The following is a 13,769-nucleotide window of genomic DNA, read 5'->3' as shown; positions in this document are numbered from 1 at the left end:
CGATCGGCTCCTGGGCCGTCGAGCTGAGCACCCACGCGTGGGACCTGGCCGTGGCGACAGGACGCACCGCGGGGCTCGACGAGTCGCTGGCCGCCGCGGTGCTGCCGATCGCGCAGGGCTACCTCCCGCGGGCGCGTCCCGAGGGCGTCCCGTTCGGACCGGTCGTCGAGACCGGCGCCGACGCCGCTGCCTACGACCGGCTGGTGGCCTGGCAGGGTCGCGACCCCGGCTGGCGACCCGCGTGACCGCGTGCGGGCCGACCCGGAGGGCGCTCAGCGGCTGCTGAGCGCCAGCCGCACGCCCAGCCCGGCCAGCACGGTGCCGGTGACGGCCTCCATCCGGCGGCGCACGACCGAGCCGCGGAACCACAGGTGCGCCCGTGACACGGCCAGCGCGAGGGCGCCGTAGAGAACCAGCTCGAGGGCGACCTGCAGCAGCCCCAGGACGGCCGTGGTCGCGAACAGCGGTCGGTCGGCCGGCACGAACTGCGGATAGAGCGCCAGCAGGAACACCGCGGCCTTCGGGTTGGCGAGCTGGGTGACCAGGCCCTCGCCGACGGCCCAGCCGAGTCCAGGCCCGGCGGGCGGCGTACCGGTCTCCTCCGCGCCGGGCGGAGGTGAGGGATGCCGCCGCTCGGTCCACCAGCCCCGCAGGGAGCGCCAGGCCAGCCAGCCCAGCACGACACAGCCGACCACCTTGAGCACGAGATAGCCCGCCTCGGACGCCGCCACGACCGCGAAGCCCGAGGCGACCGCCAGCGCCCAGGCGTAGAGGCCGATCTCCAGCCCCACGACGATGGCCAGGCCGTAGCGGAGCCCGCGCAGCGCGGTGCGCCGCACGATCAGCGCGAACGCCGGCCCCGGCGTCATCGACACCACCACCACGGCCAGGCAGAACGCCGGCAGGCTGGTCACCATCGGCCCCACCTCCGAGGCGAGTGTGCCGCACGCGTACTCATCCCGGCACGCCGTTTCCGGGGCTAGGGTCGGCCCATGAACCCGCCCGTGCGTCTGATCCGAGCCGAGGAGCTCGCCGAGGCCGACCCGACACCCGGGATGCGTCGCCGGCTGGCGTTCCAGGCCCCCGGCCTGTGGGCCGGCCAGGTCCTCACCCAGCCCGGCGCCGTCTCCGGATGGCACCACCACGACACCAACGTCACCAGCCTGTACGTCGTCCGCGGCGTGCTCCGCCTGGAGTGCGAGGGAGTCGAGGGCTTCGTCGACGCGAGCGCCGGCGACTACCTCGAGGTGCCGGCGTTCACGGTGCATCGTGAGTCCAACCCGACCGACGAGGTGTCGCTCGCGGTGATCGCGCGGGCCGGCACGGGCGCTCCGACGATCAACGTCGACCTTCCCCCGCCTCCCCATCGCTGACCTCGATGGAGCTCACCTATCGCACCGCGACGGCCGGGTTGCGGGCCCTGTTCGCCGCGCTGCTGATGCGGATCACCATCGTCGGTGAGCACCACCTGCCGCGCTCCGGGGCCGTGGTCCTCGCGGCCAACCACATCGGCTATCTCGACTTCGCCTTCGTGGGCCTGCTCGGTCGCCGGCGCCGCCGGTTCGTCCGCTTCCTCGGCAAGAGCGACGTGTTCGAGGGCCCGGTCCTCGGCTGGCTGATGCGGCGGATGAAGCACGTGCCCGTCGACCGCGAGGCGGCGGCGGGCGCGCTCTACGAGGCCGAGGAGCGGCTGCGCGGGGGTGAGGCCGTCGGCGTCTTCGCCGAGGGCACCATCTCGCGGTCGTTCGAGGTCAAGCCGCTGGCCCGCGGCGCCGCCGCGATGGCACAGGCGACCGGCGCCCCGCTGATCCCGGTGGTGCACTTCGGCGGGCACCGGGTGCTGACCGTCGACGGCCGTCGGTACCTCCGCTTCCGGACGCCGGTGACGATCCGGGTCGGCCCGCCGGTGCCCACCCACGGGCACCCCTTCGAGGTCACCGACCGGCTGCGGGAGGCGATGAGCGCGATGCTCGCCGAGGTGCTGGCCGACTACCCGCTCGAGCGCGGCGCCTGGTGGGTCCCCGCCGCCCATGGCGGCTCGGCGCCGGCCCCCGAGGAGGCGGCCCGCCTCGACGAGGAGGCGCTGGCGCGGCTGCGGGAGCGGCGGGCGGCGCGCCGACGCTGATCCTGGTCGTCGCTCCTGGTCGTCGCTGGCCCGGGTGCTCTCCCGGTGGGGGGTTGTGTGTCTGGCCCCGTGGGGAGTACGACGGCTGGGGCACACGCATCATACGGGTGGGGTTGTGTGGGTGGGCCCTGTGGGGGTTGCGACGGCTGGCACACGACCGGCGGCGGGGTGGGGTTGTGTGTCTGGGCCCGCGGGGACTACGACGGCTGGGACACACGACCGGCGGCGGGGTGGGGTTGTGTGGGTGGCCCCGCGGGGAGTACGACGGCTGGGACACACGACCCCCTCAAACGCGGACACACGCCCCCTCAGCCCCAGGGGGCAGCGCAGAGCTCAGCCGGGCAGCCAGGAGACGTGGCCGGCGAGGACGGCGTACCCGACGAACGCGCCGACGTCGAGCAGCGTGTGGGCGACCACGAACGGCGTGACCCGGCCCCAGCGGCGGTAGAGCCAGCCGAAGAGCAGCCCCATCGCAGCGTTGCCCAGGAAGCCGCCGAACCCCTGGTAGAGGTGATAGCTGCCGCGCAGCACCGCCGCCCCGCCGATCGCCGCGGCGTCGCCCCAGCCCGCCTGGCGCAGCCGCACCAGCACGAAGCCGAGCACCACGAACTCCTCGAGCACGGCGTTCTCCAACGCCGCCAGCACGAGCACGGGATAGCGCCACCAGACGTCGGGCAGCGCCTCCGGGACGACGGTGAGGTTGATCCCCGACGCATGCGCGAGCAGATAGAAGGCCACCCCGACCGATCCCACGGCCGCGGCGATCGCGGCGCCCCGGGCGGAGTCGGCGACCAGCGCGCGGTCGCCCCACCACACCGAGCGCAGCGTGGTGCCGGAGCGGACCAGCAGGTAGCCCGCCAGCGCCACCGGCACGACGGCGAAGAAGATCCGCAGCAGCTGGTAGGTCAGGTCGAGCCAGGGCCGGTCGGGTGCCAGGCTGGCGTTCATCACCGCGGTCTGTGACGACAGCGGCTCAGGAGCGGTCAGGCTGGCGACGATGTTGACCACGGCGTAGACCCCGGAGCGCCCCAGCGAGACCCCCAGGACCAGGGCGATCTCGACCCAGATCAGCGCACGGGTCAGCGGCGCGGTCGGGGTCTCCACGGGCTTATCCTGCCGTCCCTGGCTGAGCGGCCCCTGTGCCGAGGCCGAAAATTCGCTCGACCGGCGGCGTCGACGGCGGCAGGGTCGGGGTCGTGGACATCCCCGAGTACGCCGACCTGTGGGGCGCCGACCTCGCCGAGCGCTACGACGCCGACGACGCCGAGATGTTCGCTCCCGAGGTGCTCGATCCGGTGCTCGACCTGCTCGAGCGGCTGGCCGACGGTGGGGCCGCCCTCGAGCTCGCGATCGGCACCGGCCGGGTGGGCGTCGCGCTGCATGCGCGCGGCGTGCCGGTCAGCGGCATCGAGCTGTCCGAGCCGATGGTGGCGCAGCTGCGGGCCAAGCTCGACGAGGCGGCGCTGCCGGTCGTGGTCGGCGACATGGCGACCGCGCGGGTGCCCGGCGAGTTCTCCGTGGTCTACCTCGTCTACAACACGATCACCAACCTGCTCACCCAGGACGCCCAGGTGGCCTGCTTCGCCAACGCCGCCCGGCACCTGCGACCCGGCGGCGCCTTCGTGGTCGAGTGCTTCGTGCCGCCGCTGCGGCAGCTGCCGCCCGGTCAGGACGCCGCGCCGTTCCACGTCTCGGCCGAGCACGTCGGGATCGACACCGTGGACGTGGCGACCCAGCTGCTCACCTCCCACCACTTCTCCCTGGAGCCCGACGGGAGCTATCGGCGCGGGGAGTCGCGGCATCGCTACGCCTGGCCCGCGGAGATGGACCTGATGGCGCGGCTGGCGGGGATGACCCTCGCCGAGCGGTGGGCCGACTGGGACCGGTCGGCGTACACCTCCGAGAGCGGGAAGCACGTCTCCGTGTGGCGCACCTCGCCGTCGAGCCCCCCGCACAGTTGACGAATTCGTAACAGCACGTCAATCCGCCGCACATCTTCCGGCGTCACGCTCGTCTGGTCGGCTCCACCACCGTGGCAGAGACAAGGGGGAAAGACCGGATGACCACCGACATCGACATCCAGCTGGATCAGCTGCTTGTGGCGCGGGAGAACCTCGTCAACAGGCATGCTCAGGGTTGCTGAGACTGCTGGACCACAGGGACGACCTGCGTGGTGTCTACGCGCTGGCCGACCAGATGGGGGACGGCGTGCTCTGGAGCGCCTGAGTCCGTGGGGCATGCTGGGAGCCCGGCACGTCTCCCAGCCCACGGAAAACTCCGAGGAGCCCCATGGCCCAGCCGCCTCACCACGAGGTCCCCGACCGCCCGCCGCCGGGCCATGGGCAGGTACGCGGTCGCGGTGAGTCGTCCCCGGCGGCGGCCGGCGCCGATCTGGCGCTGAGCCGCCGCCTGGCCCGGCTCATGGACGACCTGGTGACCGTGCCCGGCACCGAGGTCGGCGTCGGTCTCGACGCCCTGATCGGCCTGATCCCCGGGATCGGCGACATCGTCGGCTCGTCGCTGTCCGGCGTGATCGTCTACGACGCCGTGCGGCTGCGGGTGCGGGTCCCGGTGCTCGCCCGGATGGGCTGGAACCTCCTCGTCGACGCGCTGTTGGGCCTGGTTCCGGGCGTCGGCGACCTGATCGACGTCGCCCACCGCGCCAACCGGAAGAACCTGCGGCTCCTGGAGCGCGACCTCGATGAGCATCCCGAGCGCGCCGCGCCGACGCTCGGCTATGTGCTGGCCGCGTTCGTGCTCGCCGTGGTGCCGCTGGTCGCCGGGCTCGTCATCGGCCTGCTGGCGTTGTGGTTCCTGCTCCGCTGGCTGCTGGGCTGATCGTCGGGCCTCATCGGCAGGCCTGACCGCCGGGGCTGGCCGGTGGGGGGATGTCTACTGGTGCGTACGAAGCACGAGGCGCGTCGTACGCACCAGTAGACATCCCCGACTCGCGTCGTACGCACCAGTAGCCTCCAGCCATGCGCCTCCTCCGTCGGATCCTGCTGGGCCTGCTCGTGCTCGTCGTGGTGGCGGCCGTCGGGGGCTACTGGTACGAACGGCCGCTGCTGCTCACCGGCACCGGGTACGCCGCCCACAACGCCTGCGCGGTGGAGCACATCGCCGGGCGCGACGACCCCGAGGACGACCTGCCGCCCAACCCGCTGGTGCCGGTGCTGCGCACCAAGCAGACCGACGACGGCGCCACCAAGGGGATGCTGGTCGGTGGGCTGGCCGCCCAGAAGGCCTACCCGACCGAGGGCTACGGCTGCACGCTCGCCGACGCCGCGCCGGATCTCCCGCCGCCGACGCCGGTCGACGCCACCGGCAACCCGTTCACCGCCGCGACGCCACCCACCGCCGACCCGGCGCTCGATGCGGCGATCGCGACGGCGTTCGGCGACGACCTGGCGGCGGACGACAAGGCGGACCTCGGCACACGCGCGGTGCTGGTCGTCCACGACGGGGACCTGGTCGCCGAGCGCTACGCCGACGGCTTCGACGCCGACACCCCGCAGCTCGGCTGGTCGATGACCAAGAGCGTGACGTCCCTGCTGGTCGGCAGGCTCGTGCAGGAGGGCGTGGTCACCCTCGACGACGACCACCTGAGGCCTGAGTGGACCGACCGGCGGGCCGACATCACCGTCGAGGAGCTGCTCCGGATGACCAGCGGGCTGGCCTGGGACGAGACCTACGCGCTGGGCACCCCGATCACCCGGATGCTCTACCTCGAGCCCGACATGGGTGGCTACGTCGCCTCCCAGCCGGCCGCCCACGACCCCGGCACCTACCAGCAGTACTCCAGCGGCAGCACCACGCTGCTGTGCGACATCCTCGCCGAGAAGACCGGCGAGGGCGCCGACCTGCCCCGCCAGCAGCTCTTCGCCCCGCTCGGGCTGAGCTCGTTCGTGGTGGAGCCGGACGCCTCGGGCACGCCGGTGTGCAGCTCCTACGGCTGGGCGACCCCGCGCGACTGGGCGGCGCTGGGCCAGTTCGCGCTGCAGAACGGCGAGTGGAACGGTCAGCAGCTGCTGCCCGACGACTGGATGGCGACGACCACCACGGCGATCGACGTCACGACCGAGGAGGACGGCTACGGCGCCGGCTGGTGGGTCAACCGCCGGCCCGACGGCACGCTGGTCCATCCGGAGCTGCCCGAGGACACCTACTTCGCCGAGGGGCACGACGGTCAGTGGATCGTGGTGGTGCCGTCCTACGACCTGGTCGTCGTGCGGATGGGCTTCAGCCCCACCGTCGACGACGAGGGGGTGCCCGCCCTGGCCGCGGCGGTCATCGCCACGCTCCCGGCGCCGGGAGCCGGGGGATAGCGGCCCTCAGGTCGCGCGCACCCGGTTGTTTCGCGGCTGGTGCTCCAGCTCCGCCCAGCCCAGCAGCTCCAGCACCGGCGTGACGTAGTTGGCGAACCGACCGCGATAGCCCTTGCGCAGGCCGTAGTAGCCGCCCACCGGGTTGCCCGGGTCGCGCGCCCACGCCTCGACGGTGCCGTCCTTGACGGGCTTGCCCTCGTCGGCGTTGCCCAGCGGCATCCAGTCGCCGTGCGCCTGCAGCATCGCGCGCAGGTCGTCGAGCGCGCGCAGCTGGTAGGACAACCGCGTCGTGCCGACCTGCACCACCAGCGCGGGTGGGTCGAGCGTCTCGTCACGCCACGCGGTGTACGTCGAGCTGCCGGGCGGCGTCTCGAGCAGCCACGGGTCGTCCGGGGTGCCGTCGCCGTAGGTCACCTGGCTCATCGTGCCTCCTCACTCGTGCGGGCCAGCCCGTCGGCGAACGCGTCGAACGAGGGCTGCAGGTCGGGCATGGTCCGCCAGATCAGCGGCAGCAGCAGGCCGGTGAACTCCTCGCGCATGAGGAAGTCGGTGCCGCCGTCCCGGGCGGTGAGCCCGAAGGTGCGCACCCCCCGGAAGAGCCCCGCCGGCATCCCGCCCTCCCAGACCATCCGCGTCGGCTCCTCCATGGCGGCCACGCGCGTCGCGAAGCCCCGCCCGGGCACGGCCTCGGAGAAGATCGTGAACGTCGCCCCGGGCGAGATCTCCCCGTCGATCCGGGCGACCCCGGTGCCCCCCGCGACCAGCGCGGGCGTCGGTCAGCGTTGCCCAGACCGACGAGGGCGGGGCCGCGATCTGGCGGCGTACCTCGTAGAACCTCATCGCATGCTCCCTTCCGGCGGGGAAGGTAGCAGCCCTACGATGACATCTAGTGTCATCTTTGCTGGGCACGTCCGGAGGCCGGCGACCCACCCGGAGGAGGATCGCCATGCGCGCGTCACGACTGCTGCTGATGCTGCTGCTCGTGCAGAACCGCGGCCGGATGACGGCCCAGCAGCTGGCCGAGGAGCTCGAGGTCAGCAAGCGCACGATCCTGCGCGACGTCGACGCGCTCGCCGAGGCGGGCCTGCCGATGGTGGTCCGACCCGGGCGGGGCGGCGGCATCGAGCTCGGCTTCAACTACCGGACCCGGCTGACCGGGCTCGCCGCCGACGAGGCGGAGGCGCTGGGGGTGCTGCTCGGCCGGCCGACGCCCGAGCTCGTCGCGCTGGGGCTCGAGAGTGCCGCCGCGCGTGCCCGCACCAAGATCGTGGAGTCGCTTCCGGACAGCAGGCGGAGGATGGTGCGGCAGGCCACGGCGCGCTTCCGCCTGGAGCCCGAGCCGCCCGATTCCGACGAGCGCGTGCCGGCCCTGGCCGCCGCGGTCCGCAGGCGCCAGGTCGTCCGGATCGGCGCCCGCGACCCGGCGCCGCGCACCGTCCACCCGACGGGGCTGGTGTGCCGGGCGACGGGATGGCACCTGGTCGACGGACTCACCGACGAGGAGGTCCCGGTCGCCGGCTGCGGCACCATCAACATCTCCAGCCACCGGTTCTGAGGACGCCCAGCGGCCGGTCGGCCGTCTCGTGACAGACTCGCGCCATGGCGGTCGACCCCACCCGTGAGGACCTCCAGCGCTTCCTCGACAGCGCTCCCGAGGGCCCGATCGTGATGCTCAACCTGCTGCGGTTCGTGCCGGGCGGAGCGGAGCTCTACGCACGGTACGCCCGGGAAGCGGCGCCCTTCCTGGCCAAGCACGGCGCCGAGGTGGTGTACGCCGGAGACGGGCACGACGCCCTCGTCGCCGAGGACGGCCAGAGCTGGGACGCCGTGCTACTGGTGCGCTATCCCTCGGTGCAGGCGTTCGCCGCGATGATCGCCGACCCGGGCTACTGGGAGGTCACCACCTGGCGCACGCAGGCACTCGCGGAGGCCGTGCTGCAGCCCACCAGCAGCTGGACCTGACCGGGAGAGGCAGTCAGGCCCGCCACTTGATCGAGCAGCCCATGCTCGGCCGGTGCGGCTCGGGCACCGGCTGGTCGGACAGCACCTTGCCGATCGCGTCGTCGAGCAGCTCGCCGGTGACGGGTAGGCCGTTGCCGGGTGTCGAGCCGTCCATCGCGCCGCGGTAGGCCAGCCCGCCCGAGGCGTCGTACAAGAAGAAGTCGGGGGTGCAGGCGGCGCGGAAGGCGCGCCCGACCTCCTGGCTCTCGTCGACCAGGTAGGGGAAGGTCCAGCCTGCCCGGGTCGCCTGGGCGGCGAGGTGCTCGGCGTCGTCGTCGGGGTACTCCGTCGCGTCGTTGCTGCAGATCCCGACCACCTGAAGGTCCGGGTAGGCCGCCAGCACCTGCCCCAGCTGCTCCTCCACATGCTTGACGTAGGGGCAGTGGTTGCACAGGAACGCGACGAGCAACGGACGCCCGGCCAGCGACGCGCTGCTGACCAGGTCGCCGGCGAGGTCGGGCAGGGAGAACGACGGCAGCGGCGTGCCCAGGGGGACCATGGTCGACTCGACAGCCATGGCTCCACCCTAGGTGAAGGACGCCCGGTGATCCGCCGGAGGGTGCGGCGCCCGGCGGGGTGTGAGCCCGCGGACGGGCCAAGGGGTGGGGCCCGGCCCGCCCGCGGGGGTCTGCGGGTCGCCTAGGAGGGCGGTGGGGGAGAGCCGGTGACGTGCCGCGGGCGCGGGTGGGCGGCGGGCGGTGCCGCGGTCACGCTCGACAGAGGTCGATCCGTCACGTCTATCCTCCCCATGAAGGGCCGGTGACCCGGCCCGCGGCGGACGTCTGGTCGGCGACCCGCGCGGTGTGTCTCTCGGGAGAGACGGCGCCCGAGGGCGGTCGTGACGCGATTTACCACATCATTGGTCGAATTTTTCTGTTTTCCGAAAGGTGAGGGCGATGGCCACCGGATCGGGCGACCGGATCACCCAGCCCACCGGCGGTGACCCGCAGGCGTTCCTGGACGCGGTGGACGACCCCGCGCGACGGGCCGACGCCCAGCAGGTCGCCGCGCTGATGCGCGAGGTGACCGGCGCGGAGCCCCGTCTGTGGGGAGCCTCGATCGTCGGCTTCGGCGACGTGACCTATCCCGGGTCCGGAGGCAAGGAGCGGCCGTGGTTCGCCGTGGGCCTGGCGCCGCGCAAGGCCGCGCTGACGCTCTACGGCCTGACCCTCTACGGCTCCCACGCCGACCTGCTCGATCGGCTCGGACCGCACACCACCGGCCAGGGCTGCCTCTACCTCAAGCGGCTCTCCGACGTCGACCGGGACGTGCTGGCCGAGCTCATCGCCCGGGCCTGGGACGACAACCACCGGATGACGGCCCGATAGCTACATCTCCTCGTGGGTGTCCGGGTCGCCACCGAAGAGCCGCCCGTCGGGGCGGCCGAGCGCACTGATGGCGGCGACCTCGTCGTCGGTCAGCTCGACGCCGAAGACGGCGAGATTCTCTGCCTGCCGGCTCGGGTCGCCCGACTTCGGGATCGGGAGCGCCCCCAGCTGCAGGTGCCAGCGCAGGATCACCTGCGCGGGCGACAGCCCGAGCCGGGCGGCCGCGGCCCGCACCGGCTCGGCGGCGTACTGTGCCTGACGCTTGCCCAAGGGGCTCCACGACTCGGTGCGGATGCCGAGTCGCTCGTGGACGGCGCGCATCTCCGCCTGGGGGAACAGCGGGTGCAGCTCGATCTGGTTGACGGCCGGGGTCACCCCGGAGTCGTCGATGATCCGCTGCAGATGAGCCTCGGTGAAGTTCGAGACGCCGATGGAGCGGACCAGCCCGCGCTCGCGAAGCTCGACCAGTGCGGCCCAGGCCTCGGTGAAGCGGCCGCGCCCGGGGTTGGGCCAGTGGATCAGGTGCAGGTCGAGATAGTCGAGGCCCAGCCGCTCCAGCGACGCCTCCGTCGACGCGATGGCGTCGTCGTGACCATGGTGACGCCCCGGGATCTTCGAGGTGATCCGGACCTCCTCGCGGGCCAGCCCCGACCGCCGCAGCGCCTCGCCCACCTCGGTCTCGTTCTCGTAGTTCACGGCGGTGTCGAGCAGGCGGTAGCCGGTCTCCAGCGCGGCCACCATCGCGCCGACCCCGTCCTCGCCCCGCAGCGCGTAGGTGCCGAGCCCCACCTGCGGGAGGGTGTGGCCGTCGTTGAGCCGGTACGTCGGTGCGGTGGTCATGTCGGCCACGCTAGCCGGGCGGAGAAGGCGACTCTGGGGTCGGTCACGACGCGGACCCCACGGACACCCGCTGGTAGCGTCCGCGCCATGTCGTGGCAGCGGATCAGCGTCGAACGTGTCATCCCGGCTCCCCCCGAGTCGATCTTCGCGCTGCTCGCGGACCCGGCGGGCCATCTGCGGATCGACGGCTCGGGCAGTGTCCAAGCGGCCCGCAGCGGCGCGCGGCGACTGCAGCTGGGCGATCGGTTCGGGATGGACATGAGGCTCGGTGTCGCCTACTCGACCCGCAACGTGGTGACGGAGTTCGAGGAGAACCGGCTGATCGCCTGGCGGACGCTGGCGGCCGGCCCGCTGTCGCACCTGTTCACCGGGCGGACCTGGCGCTATGAGCTGGAGCCGGTCGACGGTGGCACCCGGGTGCGCGAGACCTGGGACCTGTCCACGGAGAAACTGCCCTCGCGGCTGCCGGTCCGGCTGGCGATGGGGTCGATGACCCGCGACAACATGACGCGCACGCTGGAGCGGATCGCCGAGGTCGTGGCCGAGCCGGCCGGCTGAGTCGGGTCAGTCGGCGGGAGCACCAGCGGGTTGGTCGAGCGCGGCGAGCTCGGCTCCCCAGGCGCGGGCGCGCTCCGCCTCACCCTCGGCGAGCGGACCTTCGACACCGAGCACGAAGAAGGTCTTGCCGCGGTGGGCCCGGCCGAAGCCGTGGTGTCGCAGGCTCGACGCCGCGGACTTGGCGGCGGAGCCGGGGACCAGCTTGACCTGGACCCGGGTGTCGAAGGTGACCACCGGCAGGTCCGGCCGGGGGACGGCCCGGTCGATCCACTCGCGGATGCCGGGCTCGGCCTGGCCGGGGGCGCCGTACTTGCCGTGCGCCTCCGCCCGGGTCGACGGCCTGGTCATCGAGAACGCGTGGGTGGGGCCGCCGAGGACCAGGAGGCCGACCTCGGGCCCGAGCTCGGGTGGCGCGGCGGCGACCGGTGTGACCCCCACACTCGCACCGGTCGCCCGGGCGCCGTCCGCGATCGCGGCGGCCACCGCGTCGCTGTTGCCGAACAGGGACTCGACGACGATCTGGATGCTCATGGAACCTCCGCCCTCCCCTCCCTGTCTACGCCCGGCCGAGCGTGCGAGGAAGGGCGTGGGTCTCGGCGCGATCGTGACGTCGCTCACCCCGTGGCGGGCGCGAGGATGGCCGAGGCCACCTCCGGGCAGTGACCGCCGTCCTGGCGGCGGACCCCGGCAGCGGCGTACACGGTGAGACATGGCGCCTCCGATGTCTGCTGCTCCGACGACGCGGATCCGACCACCGGGGTCGGTGACGGCCGCGGTGGTCCTGCTGAGCCTCCTCGGCGTCACCGCGTTGCCCTCGGGGGCGTTGATGCTGGTCTTCGGCAGCCGCATGTTCCCGGCCGAGCTCCTCGACGGCGTGCCACTCGTCCACGGCTATCTGGCGCCCGGGCTCACGCTGTTCGTCGGCTTCGGACTCGGATCGCTGGTGACGGCGTACGGCGTGGCCCGCCGGCCGCGCTGGTCCTGTATGCGGTGGCTGGAGGCCCGCAGCGGCCGGCACTGGTCGTGGCTGGCCCTGCTGCTGCTCGGCGTCGGCCAGGGGGTCTGGATCGGGCTGGAGTACGCCTACCTGGACGAGACGTCGTTCCTCCAGCCGACCTACGGCCTGGTCGCGGTCGGGCTGGTGGCGCTGGCGATGACCGGGTCGGTCCGGCGCTGGCTCAGGACACCGTGACGCTGCGGGTGTCGACCGTGGGCTTGCCGCCCTCGCCGCCCGACGGGTCGTCCTCCCGCACCTCGATCGTGTAGGTGCCGGGGTCGAGCTCGACGGTGAAGGAGTAGGGCGAGAAGGTGAACGCCTCCGCGGCGTTGGTGAAACCCTTCTGGACGACCTTGCCCCGGTCGTCGAGCACCCGCCACGGCACCGTCGCCTCGAACGCCGCCGCGTCGCCGCTGACGGTGACCGGGGAGGACACGGTCGCGCCCTCGGTCGGCGTGTCGATCTGCACCAGCTGCCGCACGTCGAGCGGGTCGGCCCGGCGCACCGGCCCGGTCCAGGAGACGGTGCCCCACAGGTCGCCGGCCGGCTGGCCCTCGATCAGCAGCTGCACGCGGGCCTTCGGGTCGCCCTGGGTCGCGGTGTAGACGAGCTGCTGGACCATCAGCGCGGCACCCTCGGACCCGACGTCGGCCGTCCGCGCGTCGGCGGACAGGTCGACGGTGACCGTCCGGCCCTCCTGGGTCACGCCGAGCACCTGGGTGGCCCGGTTCCAGGTGGTGGTGTAGTCGGGGTCGTCGGCGCCGGCGATCATCGCCGCGATGCCGCCGGCGGTCGGGTCGTCGGCCGGGACCTCACGCTGCTCGCGGGCCAGCCGCAGGCCGGCTCGGGTGTCGACGACGTAGTAGACCTCGACCGGGGTGGACCCGATGCTCGTCTCGCTGGCGCTCTGGCTCGGCGAGGCGTCGGGGCTGGGCGACGTCGAGGCGGAGGTGGCCGAGGCGCTCGGCTCGGTGGCCGTGGGCTGCTCGTCGCCGCACCCCGCCACCATCGTCAGGGCGGCCACCGTCACCACGGCCATCGCGGTGGTGTGGCGCCTCGCTCGGCTCGGGGTCGTGCGCATCTGTCTCCTCCTCGGGCGGACCCGCGGCGAGTCCGGTCGGGACCGGCAGCGGGCCGTCCCACGCTCGAGTCTGCCACCGGCACGGCGCTCGCCCACGGAGGCGGGCGGGGGCGCCCCCGGTCGCGTGACGCGGGCCACACGGCAGGTCCGGATGCCGCCGGGCCGCCGGGTTGTTGGACCGAATGACGCCGGATCTCCGGCGCAGCAACACACCAGGGGGAACCCGCCATGACCGACACCAACCTCACCGACACCCTCAGGCAGAAGCTCGACGAGCTCGAGCTCGACCGCCGACTCACCGCCGCCGCGCGCGCGGCCGAGCAGGCGATGGTCGCGGTCCTCGACGCGATCACCGACTACGCCCAGGAGCACCGCGACGACCTGGACCGCTGGCTCGACAAGGCGGGCGCCACCGTCGATGACAAGACCGACGGCAGGTACGCCGCCCAGGTGGCCGAGGTGAAGAAGCAGGTCCGCCGCGGCGTGGACACGCTCACCGTGCGACGCTGACCGG

At 73.1% G+C, this 13,769-nt stretch carries 19 protein-coding genes and 1 pseudogene; 12 read left to right on the top strand and 8 right to left on the bottom strand.

Features of this window, described 5'->3' with window-relative positions; translation table 11 throughout:
• Positions 1-245 (top strand): annotated as a pseudogene (locus R2740_RS12145) (TIGR03086 family protein); the annotation flags it as partial.
• Positions 246-272: 27 nt separating this feature from the next.
• On the opposite strand, the gene R2740_RS12140 reads toward R2740_RS12145, so the two are convergent.
• On the bottom strand, positions 273-917 hold the full coding sequence (locus R2740_RS12140; protein ID WP_371302944.1) for a LysE family translocator: 645 nt from the start codon (positions 915-917) through the stop codon (positions 273-275).
• A gap of 75 nt (positions 918-992) precedes the next feature.
• Between R2740_RS12140 and R2740_RS12135 the strand changes: the two genes are divergently transcribed.
• Together R2740_RS12135 and R2740_RS12130 are read left to right on the top strand one after the other, a co-directional pair.
• Positions 993-1,373 carry a cupin domain-containing protein gene (locus R2740_RS12135; RefSeq protein ID WP_371302943.1) on the top strand — a complete coding sequence of 127 codons (381 nt, stop codon included), beginning with the start codon at positions 993-995 and terminating at the stop codon, positions 1,371-1,373.
• Between the two features lie 5 nt (positions 1,374-1,378).
• Positions 1,379-2,125 (top strand): lysophospholipid acyltransferase family protein, encoded by a 747-nt coding sequence (locus tag R2740_RS12130; RefSeq protein ID WP_371302942.1) that lies wholly within the window; start codon positions 1,379-1,381, stop codon positions 2,123-2,125.
• Positions 2,126-2,458: 333 nt separating this feature from the next.
• Here the strand turns inward: R2740_RS12130 and R2740_RS12125 are convergent, their stop codons facing one another.
• Positions 2,459-3,229: a CPBP family intramembrane glutamic endopeptidase gene (locus R2740_RS12125; protein ID WP_371302941.1), complete on the bottom strand. Its 771-nt coding sequence runs from the start codon at positions 3,227-3,229 to the stop codon at positions 2,459-2,461.
• Positions 3,230-3,321: 92 nt separating this feature from the next.
• Between R2740_RS12125 and R2740_RS12120 the strand changes: the two genes are divergently transcribed.
• From R2740_RS12120 to R2740_RS12110, 3 genes are all read left to right on the top strand, one after another.
• Entirely contained in the window at positions 3,322-4,086 is a 765-nt protein-coding gene (locus R2740_RS12120; RefSeq protein ID WP_371302940.1) for a class I SAM-dependent methyltransferase, read from the top strand.
• Between the two features lie 328 nt (positions 4,087-4,414).
• Positions 4,415-4,963 (top strand): DUF4112 domain-containing protein, encoded by a 549-nt coding sequence (locus R2740_RS12115; protein WP_371302939.1) that lies wholly within the window; start codon positions 4,415-4,417, stop codon positions 4,961-4,963.
• Between the two features lie 140 nt (positions 4,964-5,103).
• Positions 5,104-6,450 carry a serine hydrolase domain-containing protein gene (locus R2740_RS12110; RefSeq protein WP_371302938.1) on the top strand — a complete coding sequence of 449 codons (1,347 nt, stop codon included), beginning with the start codon at positions 5,104-5,106 and terminating at the stop codon, positions 6,448-6,450.
• 6 nt (positions 6,451-6,456) lie between these two features.
• Here R2740_RS12110 and R2740_RS12105 read toward each other — a convergent pair whose 3' ends face one another.
• The gene (locus tag R2740_RS12105) at positions 6,457-6,873 is read right to left on the bottom strand and encodes a DUF6855 family protein (RefSeq protein WP_371302937.1); all 417 of its coding nucleotides are present in this window, start codon (positions 6,871-6,873) and stop codon (positions 6,457-6,459) included.
• Positions 6,870-7,133 (bottom strand): hypothetical protein, encoded by a 264-nt coding sequence (locus tag R2740_RS12100; RefSeq protein ID WP_371302936.1) that lies wholly within the window; start codon positions 7,131-7,133, stop codon positions 6,870-6,872. Before R2740_RS12100 ends, R2740_RS12105 begins: the two co-directional genes overlap by 4 nt.
• 263 nt (positions 7,134-7,396) lie before the next feature.
• Between R2740_RS12100 and R2740_RS12095 the strand changes: the two genes are divergently transcribed.
• Together R2740_RS12095 and R2740_RS12090 are read left to right on the top strand one after the other, a co-directional pair.
• On the top strand, positions 7,397-8,005 hold the full coding sequence (locus tag R2740_RS12095) for a helix-turn-helix transcriptional regulator (protein ID WP_371302935.1): 609 nt from the start codon (positions 7,397-7,399) through the stop codon (positions 8,003-8,005).
• A 44-nt stretch (positions 8,006-8,049) separates the two neighbouring features.
• A complete protein-coding gene (locus R2740_RS12090) occupies positions 8,050-8,412 on the top strand; it encodes a DUF1330 domain-containing protein (RefSeq protein ID WP_371302934.1) in 363 nt (120 codons plus the stop codon).
• A 13-nt stretch (positions 8,413-8,425) separates the two neighbouring features.
• On the opposite strand, the gene R2740_RS12085 is transcribed toward R2740_RS12090, so the two are convergent.
• Positions 8,426-8,968 (bottom strand): thioredoxin family protein, encoded by a 543-nt coding sequence (locus R2740_RS12085; RefSeq protein WP_371302933.1) that lies wholly within the window; start codon positions 8,966-8,968, stop codon positions 8,426-8,428.
• Between the two features lie 379 nt (positions 8,969-9,347).
• Here R2740_RS12085 and R2740_RS12080 point away from each other — a divergent pair, with 379 nt between their 5' ends.
• Positions 9,348-9,779, top strand: coding sequence for a DUF1801 domain-containing protein (locus R2740_RS12080; protein ID WP_371302932.1), 432 nt, complete (start codon positions 9,348-9,350; stop codon positions 9,777-9,779).
• On the opposite strand, the gene R2740_RS12075 is transcribed toward R2740_RS12080, so the two are convergent.
• On the bottom strand, positions 9,780-10,619 hold the full coding sequence (locus R2740_RS12075; RefSeq protein WP_371302931.1) for an aldo/keto reductase: 840 nt from the start codon (positions 10,617-10,619) through the stop codon (positions 9,780-9,782). It abuts the gene before it with no gap.
• An 87-nt stretch (positions 10,620-10,706) separates the two neighbouring features.
• On the opposite strand from R2740_RS12075, the gene R2740_RS12070 reads away from it, so the two are divergent.
• A complete protein-coding gene (locus R2740_RS12070; RefSeq protein ID WP_371302930.1) occupies positions 10,707-11,177 on the top strand; it encodes an SRPBCC family protein in 471 nt (156 codons plus the stop codon).
• A 6-nt stretch (positions 11,178-11,183) separates the two neighbouring features.
• Here the strand turns inward: R2740_RS12070 and R2740_RS12065 are convergent, their stop codons facing one another.
• On the bottom strand, positions 11,184-11,708 hold the full coding sequence (locus R2740_RS12065) for a flavodoxin/nitric oxide synthase (protein WP_371302929.1): 525 nt from the start codon (positions 11,706-11,708) through the stop codon (positions 11,184-11,186).
• Positions 11,709-11,898: 190 nt separating this feature from the next.
• Here R2740_RS12065 and R2740_RS12060 point away from each other — a divergent pair, with 190 nt between their 5' ends.
• Complete coding sequence (locus tag R2740_RS12060; protein WP_371302928.1) at positions 11,899-12,369, top strand: hypothetical protein; 471 nt, start codon at positions 11,899-11,901, stop codon at positions 12,367-12,369.
• Here the strand turns inward: R2740_RS12060 and R2740_RS12055 are convergent.
• Positions 12,356-13,255 (bottom strand): Gmad2 immunoglobulin-like domain-containing protein, encoded by a 900-nt coding sequence (locus tag R2740_RS12055; protein ID WP_371302927.1) that lies wholly within the window; start codon positions 13,253-13,255, stop codon positions 12,356-12,358. The two genes, R2740_RS12060 and R2740_RS12055, sit on opposite strands and share 14 nt — an antisense overlap.
• A gap of 228 nt (positions 13,256-13,483) precedes the next feature.
• Between R2740_RS12055 and R2740_RS12050 the strand changes: the two genes are divergently transcribed.
• Positions 13,484-13,765, top strand: coding sequence for an antitoxin (locus R2740_RS12050; RefSeq protein WP_371302926.1), 282 nt, complete (start codon positions 13,484-13,486; stop codon positions 13,763-13,765).
• Positions 13,766-13,769: the final 4 nt, after the last annotated feature.

Source organism: Nocardioides sp. (genome assembly GCF_041393715.1).
Taxonomy (GTDB): Bacteria; Actinomycetota; Actinomycetes; order Propionibacteriales; family Nocardioidaceae; genus Nocardioides.
This window is presented reverse-complemented; position numbering and strand designations above follow the sequence as displayed.

Bases quoted from the DNA above. Each gene is read 5' to 3' on its own strand.
- R2740_RS12140 (WP_371302944.1), bottom strand. From the start codon at position 917: ATGGTGACCAGCCTGCCGGCGTTCTGCCTGGCCGTGGTGGTGGTGTCG.
- R2740_RS12135 (WP_371302943.1), top strand. From the start codon at position 993: ATGAACCCGCCCGTGCGTCTGATCCGAGCCGAGGAGCTCGCCGAGGCC.
- R2740_RS12130 (WP_371302942.1), top strand. From the start codon at position 1,379: ATGGAGCTCACCTATCGCACCGCGACGGCCGGGTTGCGGGCCCTGTTC.
- R2740_RS12115 (WP_371302939.1), top strand. From the start codon at position 4,415: ATGGCCCAGCCGCCTCACCACGAGGTCCCCGACCGCCCGCCGCCGGGC.
- R2740_RS12110 (WP_371302938.1), top strand. From the start codon at position 5,104: ATGCGCCTCCTCCGTCGGATCCTGCTGGGCCTGCTCGTGCTCGTCGTG.
- R2740_RS12105 (WP_371302937.1), bottom strand. From the start codon at position 6,873: ATGAGCCAGGTGACCTACGGCGACGGCACCCCGGACGACCCGTGGCTG.
- R2740_RS12095 (WP_371302935.1), top strand. From the start codon at position 7,397: ATGCGCGCGTCACGACTGCTGCTGATGCTGCTGCTCGTGCAGAACCGC.
- R2740_RS12090 (WP_371302934.1), top strand. From the start codon at position 8,050: ATGGCGGTCGACCCCACCCGTGAGGACCTCCAGCGCTTCCTCGACAGC.
- R2740_RS12085 (WP_371302933.1), bottom strand. From the start codon at position 8,968: ATGGCTGTCGAGTCGACCATGGTCCCCCTGGGCACGCCGCTGCCGTCG.
- R2740_RS12080 (WP_371302932.1), top strand. From the start codon at position 9,348: ATGGCCACCGGATCGGGCGACCGGATCACCCAGCCCACCGGCGGTGAC.
- R2740_RS12075 (WP_371302931.1), bottom strand. From the start codon at position 10,619: ATGACCACCGCACCGACGTACCGGCTCAACGACGGCCACACCCTCCCG.
- R2740_RS12070 (WP_371302930.1), top strand. From the start codon at position 10,707: ATGTCGTGGCAGCGGATCAGCGTCGAACGTGTCATCCCGGCTCCCCCC.
- R2740_RS12065 (WP_371302929.1), bottom strand. From the start codon at position 11,708: ATGAGCATCCAGATCGTCGTCGAGTCCCTGTTCGGCAACAGCGACGCG.
- R2740_RS12060 (WP_371302928.1), top strand. From the start codon at position 11,899: ATGTCTGCTGCTCCGACGACGCGGATCCGACCACCGGGGTCGGTGACG.
- R2740_RS12055 (WP_371302927.1), bottom strand. From the start codon at position 13,255: ATGCGCACGACCCCGAGCCGAGCGAGGCGCCACACCACCGCGATGGCC.
- R2740_RS12050 (WP_371302926.1), top strand. From the start codon at position 13,484: ATGACCGACACCAACCTCACCGACACCCTCAGGCAGAAGCTCGACGAG.